Source organism: Streptomyces sp. NPDC002125, from assembly GCF_053593715.1.
The window spans coordinates 87734-111390 of sequence record NZ_JBSFDD010000010.1 but is presented as its reverse complement, the minus strand read 5'-3'; the positions used below and the strand labels follow the sequence as shown (position 1 = coordinate 111390).

The window sequence follows — 23657 nt, the reverse complement described above, 5'->3', positions numbered from 1 at the left end:
TGTTCAGGGCAACCCTTCCACTCGCTACAGAAGCTTCACAGAGCTCCTCTGGCGCAGCCCCCACCAGGGCTTTTCAATGGTCTGCACCATGGCTTTCCTCCGTGCACTGCTGACGTCCGCGCGCACGTTCCGGTACGGCCCCGGGCTGTCCTCCGGGCTGCCGGCGGACGACGCGGTGCTGCTCGACGCCCCGGACGAACGGCTCGCCCCGGCGCTGGTCGCGGCGGCCCTCGGAGAGTTCGAACCGGCCGCCAAGCTCCTGGCCACCACCCGGGACGCCGCCGACTGGGAGACCCGCGACCGCAGCCTGGCCCGGCTGGTCGCCTTCGCCCGCAGCCGGGACGGCTGGCTCACCGGCTGGCTGGCCGCCTCACCGCGCGATCCGGACGCCCTGCTCGTCAAGGCGGGACTGGCGGTGCGCCGGGCATGGGAGTCACCGGCCCACGCCGAGCTGCTGCGCGAGGTCGGTCCGCTGATCTCGGCGGCCGCCGAGGCCGATCCCCGCGACCCGGTGCCCTGGCGGCTCGCACTCGAACACGCCCGCGGCACCCACGCCTCGCACACGATGTTCGAGTCGCTGTGGGAACAGGCCGTGCGCCGCTCGGCCCACCACTACGGCAGCCATGTCGCCGCGCTCCGTTACCTCTCGGCCCAGTGGTACGGCTCCCACCGCGAGTGCTTCGACTTCGCCGAGCGGGCGGCCGAGGACGCGGCGAGGGACTCCCTGGTGCAGGCCCTGCCGGTACGGGCGGCCTTCGCCCTGCTGCGGGACGAGAAGGCCGCCGCGCGGATGACCTCCGTGCAGGCGGACCGGATCGACCGCGCGGCCGATCTCGCGATCAGGCTCTCGGCCGGATTCCCGGCCGGTGATGCCTGGCCGGCGGAGGTCCGCAATCTGCTCGCCTACGTCCTGGTCGCGCGGGGCCGCCCGGCCGACGCCCTGGAGCAGTTCCGGCTGATCGGGCCGTACGCCACCTCCTTCCCGTGGGCGTACGTGACCGGGGAGCCGCTCGGCGGATTCCTCGAAGCGCGGGCGGTGGCCAGGCTCCGGGTGGCCTCTTCCACACCGTTGCGCGGCAGGCCGGAACACAGCGGGCGCCGGGGCCATTAGGCTTGGCCGTTGTGACCACCGCTCGCCTGCCACTCTTCCCGCTGAACGCGGTGCTGTTCCCCGGCCTCGTGCTGCCTCTCAACGTCTACGAGGAGCGCTATCGCGCCATGATGCGCGAGCTGCTCGAGATCGACGAGGACGAACCGCGCCGCTTCGTGGTGGTCGCGATCCGCGACGGCCGCGAGACCGCTCCGACGGCCACCGGGATGCCGGGCACGGTCGCCGCGGCACCCCCCGCCGAGCGTGCCCCGGCCGACGGTTTCGGGCCCGATCCGATCCAGACCTTCCACCGGGTCGGCTGCGTCGCGGACGCGGCAAAGATCCGTGAGCGCGCCGACGGCAGCTACGAGGTCCTGGCGACGGGCACCACACGCGTCCGGCTGCTCTCGGTCGACGCGAGCGGCCCGTTCCTGACGGCCGAGGTCGAGGAACTCTCCGAGGACCCGGGCAGCGCCGAGGGCGAGGCCGCGCCCCCGGACGAGGCGGGAGCCCTCGCCGAGGGCGTCCTGCGGGCCTTCCGCAGCTACCAGAAGCGGCTGGCCGGGGCGAGCGAGCGCTCCCTGATGACGGGTTCGGACCTGCCGGACGACCCGTCCGTGATCTCGTACCTGGTGGCCGCCGCCGCGGTTCTCGACGTCCCGTCGAAGCAGCGGCTGCTCCAGGCCCCCGACACCGCGACCCGGCTGCGCGAGGAGCTCGCGCTGCTGCGCAAGGAGACCGCGGTGATCCGGCACCTGCCGTCGCTGCCGGCGATCGACCTGACCCGCGCCCCCACGCACCCCAACTGACCCGAGGACCTGCCAGGTGGCGAAGAAGTCCAGGAAGCAGCAGCCCGGCGGCACCCCGGCCACGGTCGCACTGACCACGGCGGGCACCGCGTTCACGGTCCACTCCTACGAGCACGACCCGGCCTCGGCGTCCTACGGCGAGGAGGCCGCCCAGGCCCTGGGCGTCTCCCCCGACCGGGTCTTCAAGACCCTGGTGGCCGAGGTCGACGGCGAACTGGTCGTCGCCGTGGTCCCGGTGGCGGGATCACTGGACCTGAAGGCACTGGCATCGGCGGTGGGCGGCAAGCGCGCCACGATGGCGGACCCGGCGGCGGCGGAACGCACCACGGGCTATGTACGGGGCGGAATCTCCCCGCTGGGCCAGCGCAAGCGGCTGCGTACGGTGCTGGACGCGTCGGCCGGAGCGCACGCCACGATCTGCGTGTCGGCGGGCCGCCGGGGCCTGGAGGTCGAGCTGTCCCCCGGGGACCTGACGACCCTGACCACGGCGACGGTCGCCCCGATCGGCCGGGCCTGACCGGGCGTAGCCCATTCAGCCCGTCAGGCGCTTGAGGCCCGGGGCCCGCTCACGGGCAGGCGAACAGGCCCGCCGCGGGCGCCCCGCCCGCACGGGCAGGAGAACAGGCCCGCCGCGGGCGCCCCGCCCTACGACCGCTCCGGCCACTCCCCCGCGCGCTTGCCGTCCTCGCCCACCGGCCCGGGCCCGAACGCCGACTCCGGCTCAGCCCCGGGGGACCCGGCCGCGGAGGCGTCCGAGGACCCGGACCCGTAGGACGCCCCGTACGCCCCCCACTCCGGCTCAGGGTCCCGCGGCCCGAACAACGCCGTCAGGCCCAGGTGCACGATCATCGCGGCGACCGGCCAGGAGAGCATCCCCGCGCCCACCGCGTGCAGTTCCAGCGGCGCGTCGAACGTGACCCCCTTGCCGACCTCCTTGGCGTGGGCCACCACATCGGACGTGGGCCCGAGCCAGGTGCCGATCCCCCACGCAAGCAGGGAGCCGAGCAGCCCGCCCACGGCGAGTGCGACCACCAGGGGGATGCCCCCGCGGCGGCGGAAGAGGAAGACGACGACCGCCGAGACCAGGCCGAAGGCCAGCGCGAGCAGAACGAACGTGCCGTCCGCCCCGATCGCCTCCTCGCCCTCGCTGTTCTTGAGGAAGACCGCGGTGTCGTCGGAGACGAGCGGCACCCTCGGTGCCAGCAGCAGCCAGAGAAGCCCGAGGCCGATCCCCGCCACCGTCAGCAGTCCGGTGATCACCGCGGCTTCGCGGATCTCCGCGCGCCGCTCGGCCCGGCCCGGCTGCTCCCCGGGCAGAGCGTGCGACCCGGAGGGCGGGACCTGCCACGGATCGTTCGGCTGGGGCTGGTGCGGCGGCGTCAACGGTGCGGTCACGGTGCCATCGTGCCAGGCGTGCCCTCGTACCGCCTCACCGGACCGCCGCACGGCGGTACGCCCAGGTGGCGACGGCCAGCGAGAGCACACCGACCGCCGCGCACACCGCGAGGTCGAGGGCGACGACCGCCCAGTCGGGGTGGGCGTCGAAGGACCGGGACAGGGCCTCGACTCCGTACGTGGAGGGGAGCAGATCGCGCGCCCAGCCGACGGGGCCGGGCAGCCGCTCGGCCGGGAGCACGCCCAGCAGCAGGGCGGCCGACATGCCCAGCTGTCCGAGGAGCGTCGCCAGCTCCTGGCGCGGCGCCAGCAGACCGAGCGCGGCGCCCAGCCCGGAGAGCGCGGCTCCGGAGAGCGGGATGACCGCGACGAGCACCCAGAGATGGGTCATCGGCAGGCCGAAGAGCGCGCTGCCCGCCACCGCGGTGACGATGGTGCCGGGCACGGTGAACGAGGCGTACGCACCCGCCGCCCCCAGCACCACGGCGGCCGGCGGCACCGGAAGCGTGGCGTAGTGGTCGAGCCCGCCGCCGGCCCTGAGCTGGCCGAAGTACTGGGCGAGCAGATTGAGCGCGACGAAGGCCACGACCAGCACGCTGGACCCGGCGACGACGGCCCGCGCCTCCTCACCGCCGTCGACGACCCCGCGCATCAGGACCATGATCCCGACGGACTGGAAGGTCGCGACGAACAGCAGCGGAATCCGCGCGACCCGCGCCCGTGACAGCTGCGCCCGGTACACGGCGGCGAGCGACGGCAGGAGCCTGGCCCGGGGCGCGAGCGGGGCGGGGGCGGTGCGGGCGGGAGGACCGGTGCGCACCGCGGGGGTCCGCGGCTTCGCGCCGGTGGCCTTCGCGGACTCCGTGGGAACGACGCTCGTCACCTGGCACAGCTCCCGTCCGACACGTACATGGTCACGTCCACCGTCATGATCACGCCTTCACCAGTCCCTCGGTGGCCCTGGCCGCGTCCCCGCCGAGCGCCAGATAGACGTCCTCCAGGCTGGGCGTCGCCAGCGTGAAGTCGTCCAGCGAGGAGAACGCCGCCCCGCCGGTCACCGCCGCGACCGCGGCCCGCGCCTCGTCCGGGCAGAGCCGCAGCACCCACCGGCGCCCCGACTCCTGTGCGGAGGCGCGCAGCGCGGCGACCTCGGGGACGTCCAGCGGCGCGCGCTCGCGCCACACCAGCTCGACCCGGACCTCTCCGGCGACGCGTTCCTTGAGGCCGGAGGGGGTGTCGCAGGCGATGACCTTGCCGCGTTCCATCACGGCGACCCGGTCCAGGACGGTCTCGGCCTCGATGACGTTGTGGGTCACCAGCAGCACCGTCGCCCCGTGCTCGGCGCGCCGCCGGTCGACGGCGGACCAGACGGAGCGACGGGCGACGGGGTCCATCCCGGTCGTCGGCTCGTCCAGCACCAGCAGGGGGCGCTCGCCGACCAGCGCGGCGGCGAAGCAGGCGAGCCGCCGCTGCCCGCCGGACAGCTTCTTCAGCGGGCGTCCCGCGAGCGCGGTGAGTCCCAGCTCCTCCAGCACCTCGTCGCGCGCCGCCCGCGCCTCCCGTACCGGCAGGCCCCTGAGCCGCCCGGTGGTCTCGGCGGCGAGCGACACGGTCAGTTCGTCGAGGGCGGTGGACTCCTGGCCGAGGTAGCCGATGAGCCGGGAGGCCCGCTCGGGGTGGCGCACGAGATCGTGCCCCAGCACCTCGACGCTTCCGGAGTCGGGGCGCATGAGCCCGGTGAGCTGGCGCACGAGCGTGGACTTGCCCGCGCCGTTGGGTCCGAGCAGCCCGAAGATCTCGCCGCGCCGGACGTCGAGGCCGACCCCGTCGGTGGCGCGCACCTCGGGGGTGGCGGCCCGGCCGCGTCGGCCGCGGACGGCGGGGTAGGTCTTGACCAGATCACGCACCGCGCACACGGTCCCGGTCCCGGTCTGTGCCTGTGCTGTGCCCGTACTCACGAGGTATGAGAGTACGGGGTCGGATGCCCCGTATTGCGTCCGGGGCATGGCAGTGGCGCCCCGCTCACTCCCCCACGGGGGCGTGCTCGGCGGCGGCCCGTACATCGATCTCGCGCCAGAAGCCCGCCCGGATGGCATAGCGGTCGTGCTCGTCGATCTGGTCGTCCTTGTGTGCGAGCAGCCCGAAGCGCGCCGCGTACCTCAGCAGTTCCCCGTCGATGCGGTGCGGGATGCGGGGGTACATCGTGGACAGTTTCTGCAGGTGGACGGTCTCCGGGAGCCGTTCCATCCAGCGCCGGGCGAAGACCTGGCCGACCTCGAAGGGGTCACCGCCGACGGTGGTGATGTCCTCCTCCCGGTCCGCCCAGCGCTGCTCGGCGCTGGTGAGCTGGGCCAGGGTCGGCAGGGACGCGGTCTCGGCGGGTTCGCCGAGCGGCCCGCCGCGCTCCACCCAGCCCTTGTCGGACGACCAGCGCAGGGTGGCGTTGGGGGCGGGCTGCGGGGCGGAGGGCTGCGCCGTCCGGTCCCCGGGCGCGCGCAGGCTCGCCAGGTCCTTGGGGGTGGGGACGCCCTTGTGTCCCGGCGCGGGCTGGGGATGCGGCGCGGTGTCGCCGGCCGGTGCCGCGGTGCCGTTGCGGGCCGCGGCGGCCTGGGCCTCCGACGCCCGCTCGGCGGAGGCGGCGAGGGCCGCCTCCGGCAGGGGCGCGGAGAGGATCGCGGCGATCTCGGGGCGCGGGACGGGCGCGGGCGCGCACACGCCGCCGGTCTCCTTGGCGCGTACGGCCTTGGTGATCCAGGCCCGGTCGAGCACCCGCCGCTCGTCGGCCTCGGCGACGAGGTCCTCGGACTGGTTGTAGTCCCCGTCGGCGGCCTGGACCGCCCAGAGGTGGACGGCGACTCCGTGTTCCTTGGCGGACATGAGGCCGGGGAGCAGATCGCCGTCACCGGTCACGAGCACCACGTCGGAGCAGGCGCGGTTCCTGGCCAGCTCGGTCAGCTCCGCGTGCATGGCCGCGTCGACGCCCTTCTGCGCCCACCGTCCGTCACTGCGGGTGAGCGCGCCCAGCCGAACCGTGACCCGCGGCATGACCCGCAGCCTGCGGTGCTCGGGCTGCGGTACGCGGTCGGGGGCGCCGTCGAACCAGTAGATGCGCAGCAGGGGCTGTTCCGTGTCGGCCTCGGCGCGCTCGCGCAGGCCCTGGATCAGGGCCGTGTGGTCGACGGTGATGCGGGAACGGGCGGGCTCTCCGGCCAGCAGACTCGCGGCTGCGCCCAGCAGGTAGCCGGCGTCCACCAGGACGACGCAACGGTCCACGCGTTCCACCCTCTTCCAGGAGATCGGGAGCGGAGTCAGCGGGCCCGGACATGGGGGGTGGGCACGCTCACCCGGGGTGTCCGGGTTCGCTCACTCAGGGTTTCCTTCGAGTCTGCCCGACGGCAGGGTCGTTAAGGTCCGGAACTCGATCATCGGCGTGGCGGATCCGGAAAACGGCGCATCATACCTCCCCTACTACACTGGGTAATGATCCAACATGCGGCCTTTGTGGTGATATGTGAGTCTGACAGCGGTTCTGGACCCCCCGGATCTCCCACAGGAGGTAGCACCATGGCGAAGAACAAGAATCGCAAGCAGGGCAGCCAGCACGACCGCGCGTCCGCCGCGGAGCGAGGCGCCGAGGAGGCCAAGTCCACGGCCTACGAGTCGCAGACCCAGGCGCAGTCCCAGGCTCAGGGCAGCCCGTCCGATGTCGCCCGCAAGCACCAGAAGCGCTTCGGCCACAACTGACGGTCCGTAGGGCCGACAGGCCGAGAGGGGCGCCCCGCCGATGGCGGGGCGCCCCTCTCGCTGTACCCGGGCCGGTCAGCCGGCCAGGCAGGACGGGCCGAGCAGCACCTTCAGGTCGCCGAAGAGGGCGGGGTCGGGCTTGACGCGGTGCCGGTCGAGCCGGAGCACGGTGGTCTTGCGCGGGCCCTGGAGCCTGATGCGCACCTCGGTGTCGCCCCGGTGGTTGTTCAGCACCTCACCGAGCCTGCTGACCATGGGCGGGGTGACCCTGACCGTGGGGATGGTCAGGACGACGGGCGCGTTGGACCCGGCGTTGGAGATGTCGGGGACCTGCATCTCCATGGCGACCAGGCGCGGCACGTCCTCGCGCTTGTCGAGGCGTCCCTTGACGAAGACGACGGTGTCCTCGACGAGCTGGGTGGAGACCAGCTGGTAGGTCGCCGGGAAGAACATGCATTCGATGGAGCCCGCGAGGTCCTCGACGGTCGCGATGGCCCAGGCGTTGCCCTGCTTGGTCATCTTGCGCTGAAGGCCGGAGATGATGCCGCCGACGGTGACGATCGCGCCGTCGGAGTGCTCACCGCCGGTGAGCTGGGAGATCGCGGCGTCCGACTTGTCGGACAGGACGTGCTCCAGCCCGAAGAGCGGGTGGTCGGAGACGTACAGGCCGAGCATCTCGCGCTCCTGCGCGAGCAGATAGGACTTCTCCCACTCGATGTCGGAGAACTCCACGTCGAGACCGAAGCCCGGCTCGTCGCTCGCCTCGTCGCCCATGCCGCCGAAGAGGTCGAACTGTCCCTCGGCCTCCTTGCGCTTGACCTGGACCACGTTGTCGATCATCGGCTCGTGGTGGGCGACGAGCCCCTTGCGGGTGTGGCCCATCTCGTCGAAGGCGCCGGCCTTGATCAGCGACTCGATGGTGCGCTTGTTGCAGACGACCGCTTCGACCTTGTCGAGGAAGTCGGGGAACGTGGAGTACTTCCCCTTGGCCTTGCGGCACCGGATGATCGAGTCGACGACGTTCTGTCCGACGTTGCGGACGGCGGTCAGGCCGAAGAGGATCACGTCGTCGCCCTGGGCGGCGAAGTTCGACTCGGACTCGTTGACGTTCGGCGGGAGCACCTTGATGCCCATGCGCCGGCACTCGTTGAGGTAGACCGCCGACTTGTCCTTGTCGTCCTTGACGGAGGTCAGCAGGGCCGCCATGTACTCGGCGGGGTAGTTCGCCTTGAGGTAGGCCGTCCAGTAGGTGACCAGGCCGTACGCGGACGAGTGCGCCTTGTTGAAGGCGTAGCCCGCGAAGGGCACCAGGACGTCCCAGAGCGCCTGGATCGCCTGGTCCGAATAGCCGTTCTTCTTGGCGCCGGCCTGGAAGAGGACGAAGTTCTTCGCCAGCTCCTCGGGCTTCTTCTTGCCCATCACGCGGCGCAGGATGTCGGCCTCGCCGAGGGAGTACCCGGCGATGATCTGGGCGGCCTTCTGGACCTGCTCCTGGTAGACGATGAGGCCGTAGGTCAGGCCCAGCGTCTCCTTGAGCGGCTCCTCCAGCTCCGGGTGGATCGGGGTGATCTCCTGGCGGCCGTTCTTGCGCTCGGCGTAGTTCGTGTGCGAGTTCATGCCCATCGGGCCCGGCCGGTAGAGGGCCGAGACGGCGGAGATGTCCTCGAAGTTGTCAGGCTGCATCTGGCGCAGGAGCGAGCGCATGGGGCCGCCGTCGAACTGGAACACGCCGAGCGTGTCACCGCGGCAGAGCAGCTCGTACGTCTTGGGGTCGTCCAGCGGCAGGGCGAGCATCTCCAGGTCGACGCCCTTGTTGGCCTTCACCATCTTGATGGCGTCGTCCATGATCGTCAGGTTGCGCAGACCCAGGAAGTCCATCTTGAGCAGGCCGAGCGACTCGCACTGGGGGTAGTCCCACTGCGTGATCGTCACACCGTCGGTGTGCCGCACCCAGATCGGCGCGTGGTCGACGATGGGCTCGCTGGACATGATCACGCCGGCCGCGTGCACGCCCATCTGCCGGACGAGGCCCTCCACGCCCTTCGCGGTGTCGATCACCTTCTTGACGTCCGGCTCGTTCTCGTACATCCCCCGGATCTCGCCCGCCTCGCTGTAGCGCGGGTGCTTCGGGTCGGTGATGCCGTTGAGGTCGATGCCCTTGCCGAGGACGTCGGCGGGCATGGCCTTGGTGAGGCGGTCACCCATCGCGTACGGGTAGCCCAGGACGCGCGCCGAGTCCTTGATCGCGTTCTTGGCCTTGATCTTGCCGTAGGTGCCGATCATGGCGACCTTGTCGGCGCCGTACTTCTCGGTGACGTAGCGGATCACCTCGACGCGCCTGCGCTCGTCGAAGTCGATGTCGACATCGGGCATGGAGACGCGCTCGGGGTTGAGGAAGCGCTCGAAGATCAGCCCGTGGGTGATCGGGTCGAGGTCGGTGATGCCCATGGCGTACGCGACGATCGAGCCGGCGGCCGAACCTCGGCCGGGTCCCACCGCGATGCCGTTGTTCTTGGCCCACATGATGAAGTCGGCGACGACGAGGAAGTACCCCGGGAACCCCATCTGGATGATGATGTCCATCTCGTACTCGGCCTGCTTCTGCCGGTCCTCGGGGACACCGCCGGGGTAGCGGCGGCCCATGCCGACCCGGACCTCCTCCTGGAACCAGGTGACCTCGGTGAAGCCGTCCGGGATCTCGAACTTCGGCATGAGGTCGCGCTTCTCGAACATGCCGGCGGTGTCGATCTGCTGCGCGACCAGGAGGGTGTTGGCGCAGCCCTCCTGCCAGGCGTCGGAGGAGTCGACGCCGTACATCTCCTCCGTCGTCTTGAGGTAGTAGCCCGTGCCGTCGAAGCGGAAGCGGTCCGGGTCGGAGAGGTTCTTGCCGGTCTGGATGCAGAGCAGGGCGTCGTGCGCGGTCGCCTCGTTGGCGTAGGTGTAGTGCGAGTCGTTCGTCACGAGCGGCGGGATGTCCAGCTTCCGGCCGATCTCCAGGAGCCCGTCACGGACCCGGCGCTCGATCTCGATGCCGTGGTCCATCAGCTCCAGGAAGTACTTGCCCTCGCCGAAGATGTCCTTGTAGTCGGACGCGGCCTGGACCGCCTCGTCGAACTGCCCGAGCCTGAGCCGGGTCTGCACCTCGCCGGAGGGGCACCCGGTGGAGGCGATCAGGCCCTCGGACCACTGGGAGATGGTCTCCTTGTCCATCCGCGGCCACTTCTGCAGCCAGCCCTCGGCGTAGGCGTCGGAGGACAGCTTGAAGAGGTTGTGCAGCCCGGTGCTGTTGGCCGCCCAGATCGTCTTGTGGGTGTAACCACCGGAACCCGAGACGTCGTCCCGCTTCTGGTGCGGCTGGCCCCACTGGATCTTGCGCTTGTGCTTGCGCGACTCGGGCGCGACATAGGCCTCGATCCCGATGATCGGCGTCACCCCGGCCTTCTTCGCCGAGTGGAAGAAGTCGTACGCCCCGTGCAGGTTGCCGTGGTCGGTCATGGCGATGTGCGACATCCCCATGTCGTTGCACGCCTCGAACATGTCCTTGAGCCGCGCGGCACCGTCCAGCAGCGAGTACTGGGTGTGGACGTGCAGGTGCGTGAATGGCGGCTTGCTCACGGCGCTGTGCCTCCGGAGGTCTTCAGGGCGGCGCGGAGCGCCTCGCTGAGGGGTGGTGATCGGGCGACGGACGGGAGATGACGGCTTGGGGGGACGACGTGGAAGTCTACGTCTCCGAGGTGACCGGCGTCGGGCACTCCGGGGTACGGTCGCGCGTTGGAAGACGAGGGACGCCCGTCCCTTTTGTCATGAACGCCATGTACCAGGAGGCACCCAGCGATGTCGGACACGCACACCGGCGCAGAGCAGCGCGGGGAGCAGATTCTCGCCGTTTTCGACACCGCTTTCGGTCAGCTCCTGGCTGCCGACCCCGCAGCGTTCCGGGTCAAGTTCCGCAAGATGGCGGGCTCGGCCTTCGCGTTCTACCGGGGCTCGGCGGGTCTCTTCTACGCCGACCTCGACCGTGAGCAGCACACCGGCGCCTATCTCGACGAGCGGACGAGCCGGGTGTGGATCCACGGCGATCTGCACGCCGAGAACTTCGGCACGTACATGGACGCCAACGGCCGGCTCGTGTTCAACGTCAACGACTTCGACGAGGCCTATGTGGGCCCGTTCACCTGGGACCTCAAGCGCTTCGCCGCCTCCGTGGCTCTGATCGGTTACGCCAAGGCCCTGAGCGACGACCAGATCACCGAGCTCGTCCAGGTCTACGCCGCCGCGTACCGGGAGCGGATCCACGCCCTGGCGACCGGCGCCAAGAACGACGAGGTGCCGCCCTTCACCCTGGACACCGCCGACGGCCCGCTGCTCGGCGCGCTGCGCGACGCCCGGTCCCTGACACGGTTCGGGCTGCTGGACTCGATGACGGAGATCCGGGACTTCGAGCGCCGTTTCACCGCGGGCGGCGGCGCGATCGACCTGGACGCCGCCACGCGCTACAAGGTGCTGGCCGCCTTCGACGGCTATCTGGAGACGCTGCCCGAGTCGAGCCTGGCCCGGCCCGACTCGTACCGGGTGAAGGACGTCGTCGGCCGCCGGGGCATCGGCATCGGGTCGGCGGGCCTGCCCTCGTACAACATCCTTCTGGAGGGCAACAGCGACGCCCTGGAGAACGATGTCGTGATCTATCTCAAGCAGGCGCAGACCCCCGCGGTCTCCCGGCACGTGACCGACGCCTCCGTGCGGGACTACTTCCAGCACGAGGGGCACCGCACGGTGATCTCCCAGCGCGCGCTCCAGGCGCACGCCGACCCGTGGCTGGGCTGGACCGAGCTGGACGGGTCCGGGCAGCTGGTCGCCGAGGTCTCTCCGTACGCGGTCGACCTCGACTGGTCCGACATCGACGAGCCGGAGGAGATCGCGGCGGTCGTCGCCGACCTCGGCCGGGCGACGGCGACGATGCACTCGGCGGCGGACGACGAGAGCGGGCACTCGCTGGTGCCGTTCTCCACCGAGCGCGCGATCGACGCGGCCATCGCGGCCGACGAGGAGGGCTTCGGCGACCTGCTGGTCGACTTCGCCCACAGCTACGGTGCCCGCGCCCGCCGCGACCACCAGATCTTCGTGGACCTCTTCCGCAACGGCCGCATCCCCGGCCTGTAGGGGCCCGCGCGCTTCCTTAGGGACCGCTTACGGGTACGCATGACACACTCTCCGGCGATGGACGTATCAGGGACGCAGATCAGAGCGGTACGCGCGGCGCTGTTCACCGCGCTCGTCGTCACGCTCTCCTCCGCGTCCCATGTGCTGCTCTCCCGGGTCCCGCTGCCGCTGACGGCGATCGCGCTGCTGGCCGGCGCCGTGTTCGCCGTGGCGTTCGCGCTGGCGGGCCGGGAGCGCGGCTTCGGGGCGATCGCCGGACTGCTGGTTCCGCTGGAGCTGGCGGCCGACACCGTGTTCACCACCGGCCAGCACCTCTGTTACGGGGCCGCGGGCGGGCCGATCGCGGGCCCGCTGCGCTCGGTGGGCGTCGATGTGCTCTGCGGCGGCGAGGCCGGTGCGTCCGACCGGCTCTCCGGCGTGGCCGCGGTCGGCACACCGCTGGCCGGGGTGACCGCCACGGGCGACCACGCCGCGGCCCTGCTGGCCTCGCCCGGACCGGCCGTGCCGTGGCTGCTGCTGGCCGCGCACGTGACCGTGGGCCTGCTCGCCGCCGCCTGGCTGCGGCGGGGTGAGTCTGCGCTCGCGGGGCTGCTGGTCGCGGCCGCCGCCCTGGCGTTCCGGCCGCTGCTCACCGCGGTCGCCGTGGTGGGGGCGCCCCTCCGGCGGACGCCGGGCGGGGCCCGCGGCGCGGGACGGCCGCACCCGCTCGCCCCGGCCCGTCTCCTCGTGCACTCCGTGGGCCGCAGGGGCCCGCCGCGCTCGGCCCGCACCTCTGCCTGAGTACGCGGTACGAAACCCCCCTGAACCCGTTACGGAGCACCCCCATGAGCAAGCGCAACAGCCAGGCCAACAAGTCCGCCGCCCGTGAGCGGCTGCGCGTGGAGCGCGAGCGCCAGGCCAAGAAGGACAAGGCGCGCAAGCAGATCGTCGTCGGCGTCTCGGTCGTCGCCGCGCTGGCGATCGCCGGAGGCGTCAGCTACGGCGTGATGCAGCTGAACAAGCCCTCCGCCTGGGAGGCCGCGGCGGACGCGAAGAACATCACCGCCCCCAAGAACACCTCGGGCGACGACGGCACGACCGTCGTGATCGGCGAGTCGAGCGCCAAGAAGACCCTGGAGCTGTACGAGGACTCGCGCTGCCCGATCTGCGCCACGTTCGAGCAGACGGTCGGCGAGACGGTGGCCAAGGACGTCGACGCCGGCAAGTACAAGATCAAGTACGTGGGCGCGACCTTCATCGACAACTCGGACAGCGGCGAGGGCTCGAAGAACGCCCTCAGCGCGCTGGGCGCCGCGCTGAACGTGAGCCCGGACGCCTTCCTCGAGTACAAGACCGCGCTCTACTCCGCGAAGTACCACCCCGAGGAGACGAACGACAAGTTCGCCAAGGACAGCTATCTGCTCGACGTGGCGGACTCGGTGGACGCGCTGAAGGGCAACAAGGCGTTCCAGAAGGACGTCGAGGACGGCACGTACGACGCCTGGGCGATGAAGATGTCCGAGACGTTCGACAAGAGCGGGGTGCAGGGCACGCCGACCCTCAAGATGGACGGCAAGACGCTCACCGCCGAGGGCAGCGAGAACGCCCCGATGACGGTGGCGGACTTCAACACGGCGATCGACAAGGCGCTGAAGGGCTGACACACGCCTGCCTGACGGGCCGTACCCGCATGCGGGAGAACTCACGGTCCGACAGGGACAGCGGGCGCAACTTCTGGCGACATCCGGCCGACAGGCGGGCGAACTTCCATGGTTCGCCCGCCTGTTCGCTTTACCCGCCAGTAGGGTGATCGCCCGTGACCAGACGACAGCTCTCCGCCACACCCAGCCGCCGCACCGTCGTGAAGGCCGCCGCCGCCACCGCGGTCGCCGCCCCGGTGCTCGCCGCCACCGGCGCCCGTGCCGCCGACGGCCCGGCCTTCCTGCACGGCGTCGCCTCCGGCGACCCGCTGCCCGACGGCATCCTCCTGTGGACCCGCGTCACCCCCACCCCGGACGCCGTGCCCGGCTCGGGCCTCGGCGCCTCCACGGGGGTGGTCTGGGAGGTGGCCGAGGACCAGGCCTTCACCCGGGTCACCGCCCGGGGCACGGCCGTCGCACGGGCCGAGACCGACCACACCGTCAAGGCCGACGTCCGGGGACTGCGCCCGGCGACGACGTACTGGTTCCGCTTCATGGCGGCCCCGCCGGGCGGGCCGGAGGGCGGGCACGGCGTCGTCTCCCCCGTCGGCCGCACCCGCACGGCGCCCGCCGCCGGGACCACCGTCCCCGGCATCCGCTTCGGCGTGGTCTCCTGCGCCAACTGGGAGGCCGGCTGGTTCTCCCCGTACCGCCATCTCGCGGCCCGTGCCGATCTCGACGCCGTGCTCCACCTGGGCGACTACATCTACGAGTACGCCTCCGGCAGTTACCCGACCCAGGACACCGTCGTACGTCCCCATGCCCCGCTCCACGAGATCACCACCCTCGCCGACTACCGCCTGCGGCACGCCACGTACAGGACGGACGCCGACCTCCAGGCCCTGCACGCCGCGCATCCGGTGATCGCGATCTGGGACGACCACGAGTTCGCCAACGACGCCTGGTCGGGCGGCGCCGAGAACCACACCCCCGGCGCCGAGGGCGACTGGGCCGCACGGGTCGCCGCGGCGAAGCAGGCCTACTTCGAGTGGATGCCGGTCCGCGCCTCCACGGAGGGCACCGTCTACCGGCGGCTGAGCTTCGGCAGCCTGGCGGATCTGCACCTGCTCGACCTGCGCAGCTTCCGCTCCGAACAGGCCACGATCGGCAGCGGCAAGGTCGACGACCCGGAACGCTCCGTCACCGGACGGGCCCAGCTGGACTGGCTGAAGGCCGGGCTGGCCGGGTCGGACGCCGCCTGGAAGCTGGTGGGCACCTCGGTGATGATCTCGCCGGTGGCCTTCGGCGCGCTCCCGGCCGATCTGCTGGCGCCGATAGCGGAGCTGCTGGGCCTGCCCGGTGGGGGCCTGGCGGTCAACGTCGACCAGTGGGACGGATACACGGACGACCGCAAGGAGCTCATCGCCCATCTGCGGGACCGGGCCGTCACCAACACCGTGTTCCTGACGGGGGACATCCACATGGCGTGGGCCAACGACGTTCCGGTGAAGGCGGCGACGTATCCGCTGTCCGCTTCGGCGGCCGTCGAGTTCGTGGTGACGTCGGTGACCTCCGACAATCTGGACGACATCCTTCGGGTGGCACCCGGGACCGTGTCGGCGGTCGCCGCGACGGCGGTCAAGGCCGCCAACCGCCATGTGAAATGGGTCGACATGGACTCGCACGGCTACGGAGTCCTCGATGTGACGGCGGAGCGCTCACAGATGGACTACTACGCGGTGTCCGACAAGACGGACAGGAACACGACGGCCGCCTGGGTCCGCTCCTACCGCACGCTCAGCGGCACCCAGAAGGCCGAGAGGGCCGACGCCCCGGTGCGCTGACCGCGCGGTTCCGGCCACCCGCCGGTCCGTCAACACGGTGACACGCCGTCATGTCCGTGATGTGTCCGCGATTTCGAATGCGGACACATCACCCGTGAAAGTAGCGCGCCGCATGACGTTCTCGTCTCAAACCTCGGGACGCACCAAAGAATTTTTCGCCATTGCCCCTTACGTACCCCGATCATTGGGCCTGATCGATCCTCCTCCGAACGTGACATGGCCACGTAATCTCCCGGCGGCGGGTGAGGAAGTACCTCCCCCACATGTCCGCGAGGAGTCACCGTGCGCGCTCTTTCCCGCATATCCCGTCTGAGCCGTCCCGCCCTGACCGTCGCCGTTCTGGCCGGAACCCTGGCCCTGACCCCGCTCTCCACCGCGCCCGTGGGAGCCGCCTCCGCGGCGTCCGCGGAGGAGTGCGCCGACACCACCACGAGCGCGACGGCCCGTGAGGCCCACCCCGGCGGCTCCGCCCACGCCGCCGAGCCCAACGAGGTCAGCGCGGCCAAGGCCAAGGCCATGGACGCGGACCTGAGGCAGAGACTGGCGGACCGAAGAGTGACCGGCTCCGCACTCGCCGCAGGAGCGACCGTCCCGGTCTACTTCCACGTGATCCACTCCGGGACGACCGGCAAGCTCACCGCCACGCAGATCAGCAACCAGCTCGCCGTGCTCAACGCCGCCTACAGCGGCCAGGGCACCGGGAACACCGACTCCGGCTTCCGCTTCACCCTCGCCGCCACGGACTACACGGACAACGCTTCCTGGTACAACCTGAGCTCGGGATCGGCCGCCGAGAAGGCGATGAAGACGTCGCTGCGCAAGGGCGGCGCCGGCGCGCTCAACGTGTACACCGCCAACCTGGGCGGCGGCCTCCTCGGTTGGGCCACCTTCCCGAGCTCCTACAAGTCGAACCCGTCCATGGACGGCGTCGTGGTCCTCGACACCTCGCTGCCCGGCGGCGCGGCGACCCACTACGACGAGGGCGACACCGCCACCCACGAGGTCGGCCACTGGATGGGGCTGTACCACACCTTCCAGGGCGGCTGTAACGGCAACGGCGACTACGTCACCGACACCCCGGCCGAGAAGAGCCCCGCCTACGAGTGCCCCACCGGCCGTGACACCTGCGCCAGCAAGACCGGTGTGGACCCCATCCACAACTTCATGGACTACACGTACGACGCGTGCATGTACCAGTTCACCGCGGGCCAGGTGCAGCGCATGAGCGACAGCTGGACCGCCTACCGGGCGGGCTGATCCGGCAGCACCGCCACGGGGGCCGCGCACCGGGGTGTGCGGCCCCCGTGCGTGGTCACAGCGTGGCGAGGAAGCCCAGCGAGACCTTCCAGGCCAGGTCGGCGGCGGCCTGGTCGAAATCGGGCAGGTCCGGGTCGGTGAACAGGTGCCCGGCCCCGGGATAGCGGTAGACCTCGACGTCCGCGCCGGTCCGCTGCATCTGGAGGTACCAGCTGTTCAGCCAGTCGTGCGACTCGAACGGGTCGGGGTCGGCCACGTGCAGCTGCACGGGCAGCTCGTCCACGGTGGCGGTCTCCGCGATGTCCGACGTGCCGTGGAGCAGCAGCAGCCCGCGCGCCTTGGCGTCGCCGAGCGCGAGGGTCTGCGCGACCGACGCCCCGAAGGAGAAGCCGGCGTACACGAGGCCCTGGTCGGAGTAGGGCGCGGCGGCCAGCACGGCGCGCTTGAGCAGCTCGTCCTTGCCCACCTGCTCCTTGAAGGCCATTCCATCCTCGACGGTGTCGAAGGTGTGCCCCTCGAAGAGATCGGGCACGCGCACCTCGTGCCCGGCCGCGCGCAGCCGGTCGGCAGCCGCGTGCACAGCGGGCCGCAGACCAAAGGTCGAGTGGAAAAGCATGATGTTCATGAGGCCCATGGTGCCAGCTGTGCCCTGATGCTTGGAGGACGAGGGAATGGAGAACATACTGCGGCCGCTGCTGGTGGTGGGCGGCTCGCTGGTGATCACGCTGGTGGTGGGCTGGCTGGTCGATCTGCTGCTCAGGCGCGCCGACAGCCGTCACCACGAGACACCTCTGTGGGGTCTGCTGCGGCGCTGCCGGCCGCCCCTCCAGGTGGTGCTGTGCACCGCGCTGCTGCGGGGCAGCTACGCGCAGATCCGTCTGGAGGCCGTCCGGGAGCACCGCGCCGTGATCGGCCAGCTGCTGACGCTGGTACTGATCGCCGCATCGGCCTGGCTGGTCATCCGCGTCGCGGCCACGGTCGTCGAGTCCACGTACGCCCGCTACGCCTCGGCCTCCCGGGACGCCGCCAGGGTGCGCCGGGTCCGTACGCAGGTGACCCTGATCCAGCGCGTGGTCACCGCGGTCGTGGCGACGGTCGCGGTCGCCGCGATGCTGCTCACCTTCCCGGCCATGCGCACGGTCGGCACCTCGATGCTCGCCTCCGCCGGTGTGCTCGGCATCGTGGCCGGTGTCGCCGCCCAGTCGACGCTCGGCAACCTCTTCGCCGGGTTCCAGATCGCCTTCGGCGACATGGTGCGCATCGGCGACACCGTGGTCGTGGACGGGGAGTGGGGCACGGTCGAGGAGATCACCCTGACCTTCCTCGCCGTGCGGACCTGGGACGAGCGGCGGATCACCATGCCCGTGTCGTACTTCACCAGCAGGCCGTTCGAGAACTGGTCGCGCGGCGGGGCGCAGATGACCGGCACGGTCTTCTTCCAGCTGGACCACGCGGCACCGATCGCGGCGATGCGCGACCGGCTGAGGGACATCCTCGGCGAGTGCGCCGCCTGGGACGGCCGCGACTGGTCGCTGGCCGTGACGAACACCACCCCGACCACGATCGAGGTACGGGCGGTGGTCACCGCGAAGGACGCGGACGACATCTGGACGGCACGCTGCGCGGTGCGGGAGCAGATGATCGGCTGGCTCCGGGACCACCACCCCTACGCGCTGCCGAGGATTCTGACGGCCCCCGGCTCCCTGGCACCGGGCGACCACTGGCCCGAGCTGACGGGTGCGGCCGGCAAGGCGCGGGCGTCGGACGACGGCCATGGCCCGGACCTGGACAGGACCCCGCGCACGGGCCGCGGCTGAGGCCCCGCGCCCCGGTCAGTGCAGGCTGCGTACGTCCAGGTACCGGAGCACCCGGTCCACCACCTCGGGGTCCGAGCCCGGCTCGCTGCGGGCGGCGAGCACCGCGTGGCGGGCGGCCGACATCATCTCGCGCTGGATGCGGCCGATCTCCTTGAACCTCTTGGCGCGCTGCGCGTACGCCTCGCGCCGTTCCTCGTCGACCATGTCGGGGCTGATCCGCGCCCCGATGTCGTACGCCGCCCGCTGGAGCCGCTCCAGGACCTCGTCCGGGAGCGGCTCGGTGGCCTGGACCTCCTTGAGCCTGGCCCGGGCCGCCTTGGCGGCGCGGACGGCGAGGTCGCGCTCCAGGGCCTGTTCCGCGTGGGTGTCCGCCTTCACGCCGAGCTTGCGCACCAGCCACGGCAGGGTCAGCCCCTGGAGTACGAGGGTGACCATGATGACGGTGAAGGCGATGAAGACGATCTCGTCCCTGCCGGGGAACGGCTTGCCGTCATCCGTCTCCAGCGGGATCGCGAGAGCCAGCGCCACCGAGGCCACGCCGCGCATCCCGGCCCACCACATGATCACCGTCTCGCGCCAGCTGGTGGGGATCTCCTCGCTGTAGTCCCTGCGGGTGTGCAGCCGCTTGGCGAGCCAGGTGGCGGGGAGCAGCCACAGGAGCCGTACGCCGATGACGACCGCCGCGACGGCGAGCCCCCAGCCCAGCAGGCGCGGCACCCGGTCGCCGGCCGTGCCGAAGACGTTGTGGAGTTCGAGGCCGATCAGTCCGAAGGCGACCCCCGTGACGAGGGTGTCGACGATCTCCCAGAAGGACCGGCCGGTGAGCCGGCCGAGCACGTCATCGGCGTCCGCCGTGTGCTCGGCGAGGAAGAGCGCCGTGGTGAGGACGGCGAGGACACCCGACCCCATCAGCTCCTCCGCGAGCACGTAGCTGACGAACGGCACGAGCAGGGTCAGGCCGACCTGGAGGGTGGCGTCGCCCAGGAAGCCCATGAGTTTGATGGTGAGCCAGCCGAGCACCACGCCGACCACGACGGCGACGACAGCGGAGAGCACCAGCAGCCCGAACGCGGCAGGCAGCGAGAAGGTGCCGCTGACGGCGGCGGCGATGGCCACGTGGTAGAGCACGATGGCCGTGACGTCGTTGAACAGTCCCTCGCCCTCCAGGATCGACACGAGCCTGCGCGGCAGTCCGACCGAGCCCGCGACGGCCGTGGCGGCGACCGGATCGGGCGGCGCGACGAGCGCGCCCAGCGCCACCGCCGCCGCGATGGGCAGGCCCGGCACGATCGCGTGGGCGACCGTGGCCACGGCGGCCGTCGTGACGAAGACGAGGGCGACGGCCAGCAGGAAGATCGGCCGCCTGTTGGCGGCGAACTGCCGCCAGGAGGTCCGCTGGACGGAGGCGTAGAGCAGCGGCGGCAGGACGGCGGGGAGGATGAACTCCGGCGGGATGTCCACGTCGGGCACGAAGCTGGCGAAGGCCATGACGATCCCCGCCAGGGTCATCAGGATCGGTGCCGGCAGCCGCAGGCGCTCCCCGAGCGGGACCGTGACCACCGCTCCGAGCAGGAGCAGGAGCAGCAGTGCCATCTGGTCCACGTCGTGCCTTCCGCAGCGCCCTGGCCAGGGGCCCGTCGCTCAGCCGGTCAGGGTCCCAGCCTGCCATGCGGACCTGTGCGGCCCCGGCACCCCCCGGCGGGCCGGAAGGTCAGAGCGGGCGGCGCATGGCGCGGTGGGGCATCCCGGCGTCCGGGAACTCCGGCCCGTACGCCACGTATCCGAGCCGCTCGTAGAAGCCGAGCGCGTGTGTCTGGGCGTGCAGGTCCACGGCGGCCAGGCCGAGCGCACGGGCCTCCTCCTCCACGGCGCGGACCAGCGCGGCTCCGACACCCAGGCCGCGGGCCTCGCGGGTCACGGCGAGCCGGCCGAGCGAGCCGACGGTGAGGTCGCCGCCGGTCCTGTCCAGCGCGTCGGCACCGTGCAGCAGCCGCCCCGTGCCGAGCGCGGAGCCGTCCTCGGCCACGGCCAGGACATGGACGGCCGAGGCGTCGTGGGAGTCGTACTCGATCTCCTCGGGCACCTGCTGCTCGCCGACGAAGACGTCCTTGCGGACCTGGAAGCAGGCCGCGAGGTCGCTCTCGTCGAGGGCCCTGCGGGTGCTGTACGTGGCGGGTCCCGAGGTCACTGGCTCTCCGCCGCGATCGTGTCGAGGGCGTGGCGCAGGTCGTCCGGGTAGGAGCTCTCGAACTCGACCCAACCGCCGTCGGCGGGGTGCTCGAAGCCGAGCCGGACCGCGTGCAGCCACTGCCGGGTCAGGCCGAGGCGCTTGGCCATGGTGGGGTCGGCGCCGTAGGTCAGGTCGCCGACGCAGGGGTGGCGGTGGGCGGACATGTGCACGCGGATCTGGTGCGTGCGCCCGGTCTCCAGCTTGATGTCGAGCAGGCTGGCCGCGCGGTAGGCCTCGATGAGGTCGTAGTGCGTCACGGAGGGCTTGCCCTCGGCGGTGACGGCCCACTTGTAGTCGTGCTGCGGGTGGCGGCCGATGGGGGCGTCGATGGTGCCGCTCATCGGGTCGGGGTGGCCCTGCACCAGCGCGTGGTACTTCTTCTCGACGACCCGGTCGCGGAACTGCGCCTTGAGCAGGGTGTAGGCCCGCTCCGACTTGGCCACGACCATCAGGCCCGACGTGCCGACGTCCAGGCGGTGCACGATGCCCTGGCGCTCGGCGGCGCCGGACGTCGAGATGCGGTACCCGGCCGCGGCGAGGCCGCCGATCACGGTGGTGCCCGTCCAGCCGGGGCTGGGGTGGGCGGCGACACCGACCGGCTTCATGATCACGACGATGTCGTCGTCGTCGTGGACGATCTCCATGCCCTCGACGGGCTCGGCGACGATCTGGACGGGAGCGGGTGCCTGGGGCATCTCCACTTCCAGCCAGGCACCGCCGTGCACCCGCTCGGACTTCCCGGCCACCGCACCGTCCACCTGGACCTTCCCGGCAGCGGCCAGCTCGGCGGCCTTGGTGCGGGAGAAACCGAACATCCGGGAGATGGCGGCGTCGACACGCTCGCCTTCCAGGCCGTCGGGTACGGGCAGGGTGCGGACCTCGGGATACGTACTCACCAGTCGAGTATGCCTTGCGCCCGCTAGTCCTTGTGCACGGTGCCGTCGGGGTCCAGGCCCTTGAAGGAGAGGATCACGATGAGGATTCCGCCGCACACGATCGCGGAGTCCGCGAGGTTGAACACCGCGAAGTGCGCGGGGGCGATGAAGTCGACCACTGCGCCCTCGAACACGCCCGGCGCGCGGAAGATGCGGTCGGTGAGATTGCCGAGCGCCCCACCGAGCAGCAGCCCCAGGGCGATGGCCCAGGGCAGGCTGTAGAGCTTGCGGGCGAGCCGGACGATGACGATGATCACGACGGCCGCGATGGCCGTGAAGATCACGGTGAACGCCTCACCGATCCCGAACGCGGCACCCGCGTTGCGGATCGCGTCGAACTTCAGCCACTCGCCGAAGATCTCGATCGGCTCCTCGTGCTCCAGCTTCGCGACCACGATCATCTTGCTGATCAGGTCCAGGAGATAGGCAAGGACGGTCACGACGAGGAGGACCAGGATCTTCTTCCTGCCCCGGCCGCTGTCCGCGCCTTCGCCCTCGGCCGGGGAGGAGCCCCCGGCAGGCTGCTGGGGCTCAGCTCCGTCGGCCCCTTCGGCATCGGGGATATCCGGCGTACCGATGATGCGCTCCGCCTCTGCCACGTGAGTCCCTCAACCTAGGTGCCTGACTGAGGACGAGGGTACGACACACCCGGGCGATCAGGGGCCTCCGGCCCCGTACCAGCCGTACCCGGAGGTGCGTGCGGGCCCCGCGGCCCCGGGCGGAGTTTGCGGGGCCCGGCCTGATCCGTGCGAGAGGCCCTAACCCCGGCGCTCCTGCTTCTGCTTGTCCTCCACGCAGAGCGTGGCCCGGGGGAAGGCCTGCATCCTCGCCTTGCCGATGGGCTTCCCGCAGACCTCGCAGAGCCCGTACGTCCCCGCGTCGAGCCGGGCGAGGGCGCGCTCGGTCTGGTCCAGCGTCTCCTGGGCGTGGGCCGCCAGGGACAGCTCGTGCTCGCGGGTGATGTTCTTCGTGCCGGTGTCGGCGTCGTCGTGGCCCGCCCCGTCACCGGAGTCGCGCATCAGGCCCGCCAGCGCCTCGCCCGAGGCCTCCAGCTCGGCCCGCAGCCGCGTGGCCTCGCCCGTGAGCTCGGTCCGCGCCTCCTCGACCTCCTCCTCGGTCCAGGGGTCCTCCCCCGGCCTGACCGCGAGGTCACCCGGCGCCGTCGCGGCGGCGACCCTGGCGGGAGGGACCGCTGTCGCGGTGCCCTCTCCTACAGCCGTGGTCCGGGCCGCGCTCTTCTTGGCTACCACCGTGTGGGCTCCTGTCTGCTCGGCGGCCTGGGCCGCCCCCGTTGCCTTCTCCGAAGCCTTCTCGGCTGCGTCTGAACCGGCCGTGCTCTTCTTCGCCGCGGTCTTCTTCGCCGCGGTCTTCTTCGCCGCGGTCTTCTTCGCCGCCGTCTTCCTGGCCGCCGCCTTCTTCGCCGCGCTCTTCTTCGCCGGCCCGTGGTGCGCCGGGTCCTGACCGGCCTCGTCCGGCGGATGTGCCGCCGGCTCCTCGCCGGCCGCCTTCTCCTCGTCCGCCTCCTCGGCCGCGCTGCCGGCCTTCTTTTCGGCAGCCGCAGCCGTGGATCCCTCGGACGCCGTGTTCGATCCGGCGGTCTTCTTCGCCACCATGGCCGCGGCCCCTTCACATAGTGTGATCTTGCACGCGAATCGTGCTGGGACGATAAATCGACCCCAGCTCCGCGGCAACGGGGCACGCCGCCGGTGTGCCCCTCCCCGCGGCCGGGCGGTGACGCGCCTGCAAGCGTTGTGCCC

General features: G+C 71.4%; 21 protein-coding genes. 10 read left to right on the top strand and 11 right to left on the bottom strand.

Translation table 11 applies throughout. The annotated features are described in order from the left end of the window. Positions 1–76 precede the first annotated feature (76 nt). The 3 genes from ACWCQM_RS19250 to ybaK are packed head-to-tail and all read left to right on the top strand — an operon-like array spanning position 77 to position 2416. Positions 77–1111 (top strand): hypothetical protein, encoded by a 1035-nt coding sequence (locus tag ACWCQM_RS19250; RefSeq protein WP_450916380.1) that lies wholly within the window; start codon positions 77–79, stop codon positions 1109–1111. An 11-nt stretch (positions 1112–1122) separates the two neighbouring features. Continuing rightward, positions 1123–1899 carry an LON peptidase substrate-binding domain-containing protein gene (locus tag ACWCQM_RS19245; RefSeq protein WP_450916379.1) on the top strand — a complete coding sequence of 259 codons (777 nt, stop codon included), beginning with the start codon at positions 1123–1125 and terminating at the stop codon, positions 1897–1899. Positions 1900–1915: 16 nt separating this feature from the next. Beyond that, a complete protein-coding gene (ybaK, locus tag ACWCQM_RS19240; RefSeq protein ID WP_450916378.1) occupies positions 1916–2416 on the top strand; it encodes a Cys-tRNA(Pro) deacylase in 501 nt (166 codons plus the stop codon). Positions 2417–2544: 128 nt separating this feature from the next. On the opposite strand, the gene ACWCQM_RS19235 is transcribed toward ybaK, so the two are convergent. The 4 genes from ACWCQM_RS19235 to ACWCQM_RS19220 all read right to left on the bottom strand — a co-directional run bounded on the left by ACWCQM_RS19235 (position 2545) and on the right by ACWCQM_RS19220 (position 6576). Then, positions 2545–3294 carry an ABC transporter permease gene (locus ACWCQM_RS19235; protein WP_450916377.1) on the bottom strand — a complete coding sequence of 250 codons (750 nt, stop codon included), beginning with the start codon at positions 3292–3294 and terminating at the stop codon, positions 2545–2547. 34 nt (positions 3295–3328) lie between these two features. After that, a complete protein-coding gene (locus ACWCQM_RS19230; RefSeq protein ID WP_450916479.1) occupies positions 3329–4114 on the bottom strand; it encodes an ABC transporter permease in 786 nt (261 codons plus the stop codon). A gap of 112 nt (positions 4115–4226) precedes the next feature. Further along, complete coding sequence (locus ACWCQM_RS19225; protein ID WP_450916478.1) at positions 4227–5210, bottom strand: ABC transporter ATP-binding protein; 984 nt, start codon at positions 5208–5210, stop codon at positions 4227–4229. 106 nt (positions 5211–5316) lie between these two features. Continuing rightward, positions 5317–6576, bottom strand: coding sequence for an NYN domain-containing protein (locus tag ACWCQM_RS19220; protein ID WP_450916376.1), 1260 nt, complete (start codon positions 6574–6576; stop codon positions 5317–5319). A 282-nt stretch (positions 6577–6858) separates the two neighbouring features. Between ACWCQM_RS19220 and ACWCQM_RS19215 the strand changes: the two genes are divergently transcribed. Continuing rightward, on the top strand, positions 6859–7038 hold the full coding sequence (locus ACWCQM_RS19215; RefSeq protein WP_073747716.1) for a hypothetical protein: 180 nt from the start codon (positions 6859–6861) through the stop codon (positions 7036–7038). Between the two features lie 75 nt (positions 7039–7113). Here ACWCQM_RS19215 and dnaE read toward each other — a convergent pair whose 3' ends face one another. Next, positions 7114–10653 carry a DNA polymerase III subunit alpha gene (dnaE, locus tag ACWCQM_RS19210; RefSeq protein ID WP_450916375.1) on the bottom strand — a complete coding sequence of 1180 codons (3540 nt, stop codon included), beginning with the start codon at positions 10651–10653 and terminating at the stop codon, positions 7114–7116. Positions 10654–10872: 219 nt separating this feature from the next. On the opposite strand from dnaE, the gene ACWCQM_RS19205 reads away from it, so the two are divergent. The 5 genes from ACWCQM_RS19205 to ACWCQM_RS19185 all read left to right on the top strand — a co-directional run bounded on the left by ACWCQM_RS19205 (position 10873) and on the right by ACWCQM_RS19185 (position 16918). Further along, a complete protein-coding gene (locus ACWCQM_RS19205) occupies positions 10873–12198 on the top strand; it encodes a DUF2252 domain-containing protein (RefSeq protein ID WP_450916374.1) in 1326 nt (441 codons plus the stop codon). Positions 12199–12255: 57 nt separating this feature from the next. Beyond that, positions 12256–12978, top strand: a complete 723-nt coding sequence (locus ACWCQM_RS19200; RefSeq protein ID WP_450916373.1) for a hypothetical protein — start codon at positions 12256–12258, stop codon at positions 12976–12978. A gap of 44 nt (positions 12979–13022) precedes the next feature. Next, positions 13023–13838, top strand: a complete 816-nt coding sequence (locus ACWCQM_RS19195) for a DsbA family protein (protein WP_450916372.1) — start codon at positions 13023–13025, stop codon at positions 13836–13838. Positions 13839–13993: 155 nt separating this feature from the next. Then, complete coding sequence (locus ACWCQM_RS19190) at positions 13994–15661, top strand: alkaline phosphatase D family protein (protein ID WP_450916371.1); 1668 nt, start codon at positions 13994–13996, stop codon at positions 15659–15661. Positions 15662–15943: 282 nt separating this feature from the next. Beyond that, complete coding sequence (locus tag ACWCQM_RS19185) at positions 15944–16918, top strand: zinc metalloprotease (RefSeq protein WP_450916370.1); 975 nt, start codon at positions 15944–15946, stop codon at positions 16916–16918. 55 nt (positions 16919–16973) lie between these two features. Here the strand turns inward: ACWCQM_RS19185 and ACWCQM_RS19180 are convergent, their stop codons facing one another. Continuing rightward, positions 16974–17552 (bottom strand): dienelactone hydrolase family protein, encoded by a 579-nt coding sequence (locus tag ACWCQM_RS19180; protein WP_450916369.1) that lies wholly within the window; start codon positions 17550–17552, stop codon positions 16974–16976. 37 nt (positions 17553–17589) lie between these two features. Between ACWCQM_RS19180 and ACWCQM_RS19175 the strand changes: the two genes are divergently transcribed. Next, positions 17590–18735 carry a mechanosensitive ion channel family protein gene (locus ACWCQM_RS19175; RefSeq protein WP_450916368.1) on the top strand — a complete coding sequence of 382 codons (1146 nt, stop codon included), beginning with the start codon at positions 17590–17592 and terminating at the stop codon, positions 18733–18735. Positions 18736–18750: 15 nt separating this feature from the next. Here ACWCQM_RS19175 and ACWCQM_RS19170 read toward each other — a convergent pair whose 3' ends face one another. The 5 genes from ACWCQM_RS19170 to ACWCQM_RS19150 all read right to left on the bottom strand — a co-directional run bounded on the left by ACWCQM_RS19170 (position 18751) and on the right by ACWCQM_RS19150 (position 23513). Further along, positions 18751–20337 carry a Na+/H+ antiporter gene (locus ACWCQM_RS19170; RefSeq protein WP_450916367.1) on the bottom strand — a complete coding sequence of 529 codons (1587 nt, stop codon included), beginning with the start codon at positions 20335–20337 and terminating at the stop codon, positions 18751–18753. Between the two features lie 109 nt (positions 20338–20446). Continuing rightward, positions 20447–20923, bottom strand: a complete 477-nt coding sequence (locus ACWCQM_RS19165; protein ID WP_450916366.1) for a GNAT family N-acetyltransferase — start codon at positions 20921–20923, stop codon at positions 20447–20449. Then, positions 20920–21861, bottom strand: a complete 942-nt coding sequence (locus tag ACWCQM_RS19160) for an RluA family pseudouridine synthase (protein ID WP_450916365.1) — start codon at positions 21859–21861, stop codon at positions 20920–20922. Before ACWCQM_RS19160 ends, ACWCQM_RS19165 begins: the two co-directional genes overlap by 4 nt. Before the next feature lie 23 nt (positions 21862–21884). Continuing rightward, positions 21885–22499 carry a signal peptidase II gene (lspA, locus tag ACWCQM_RS19155; protein WP_450916364.1) on the bottom strand — a complete coding sequence of 205 codons (615 nt, stop codon included), beginning with the start codon at positions 22497–22499 and terminating at the stop codon, positions 21885–21887. Between the two features lie 159 nt (positions 22500–22658). Further along, positions 22659–23513: a TraR/DksA family transcriptional regulator gene (locus tag ACWCQM_RS19150; RefSeq protein WP_450916363.1), complete on the bottom strand. Its 855-nt coding sequence runs from the start codon at positions 23511–23513 to the stop codon at positions 22659–22661. Positions 23514–23657: the final 144 nt, after the last annotated feature.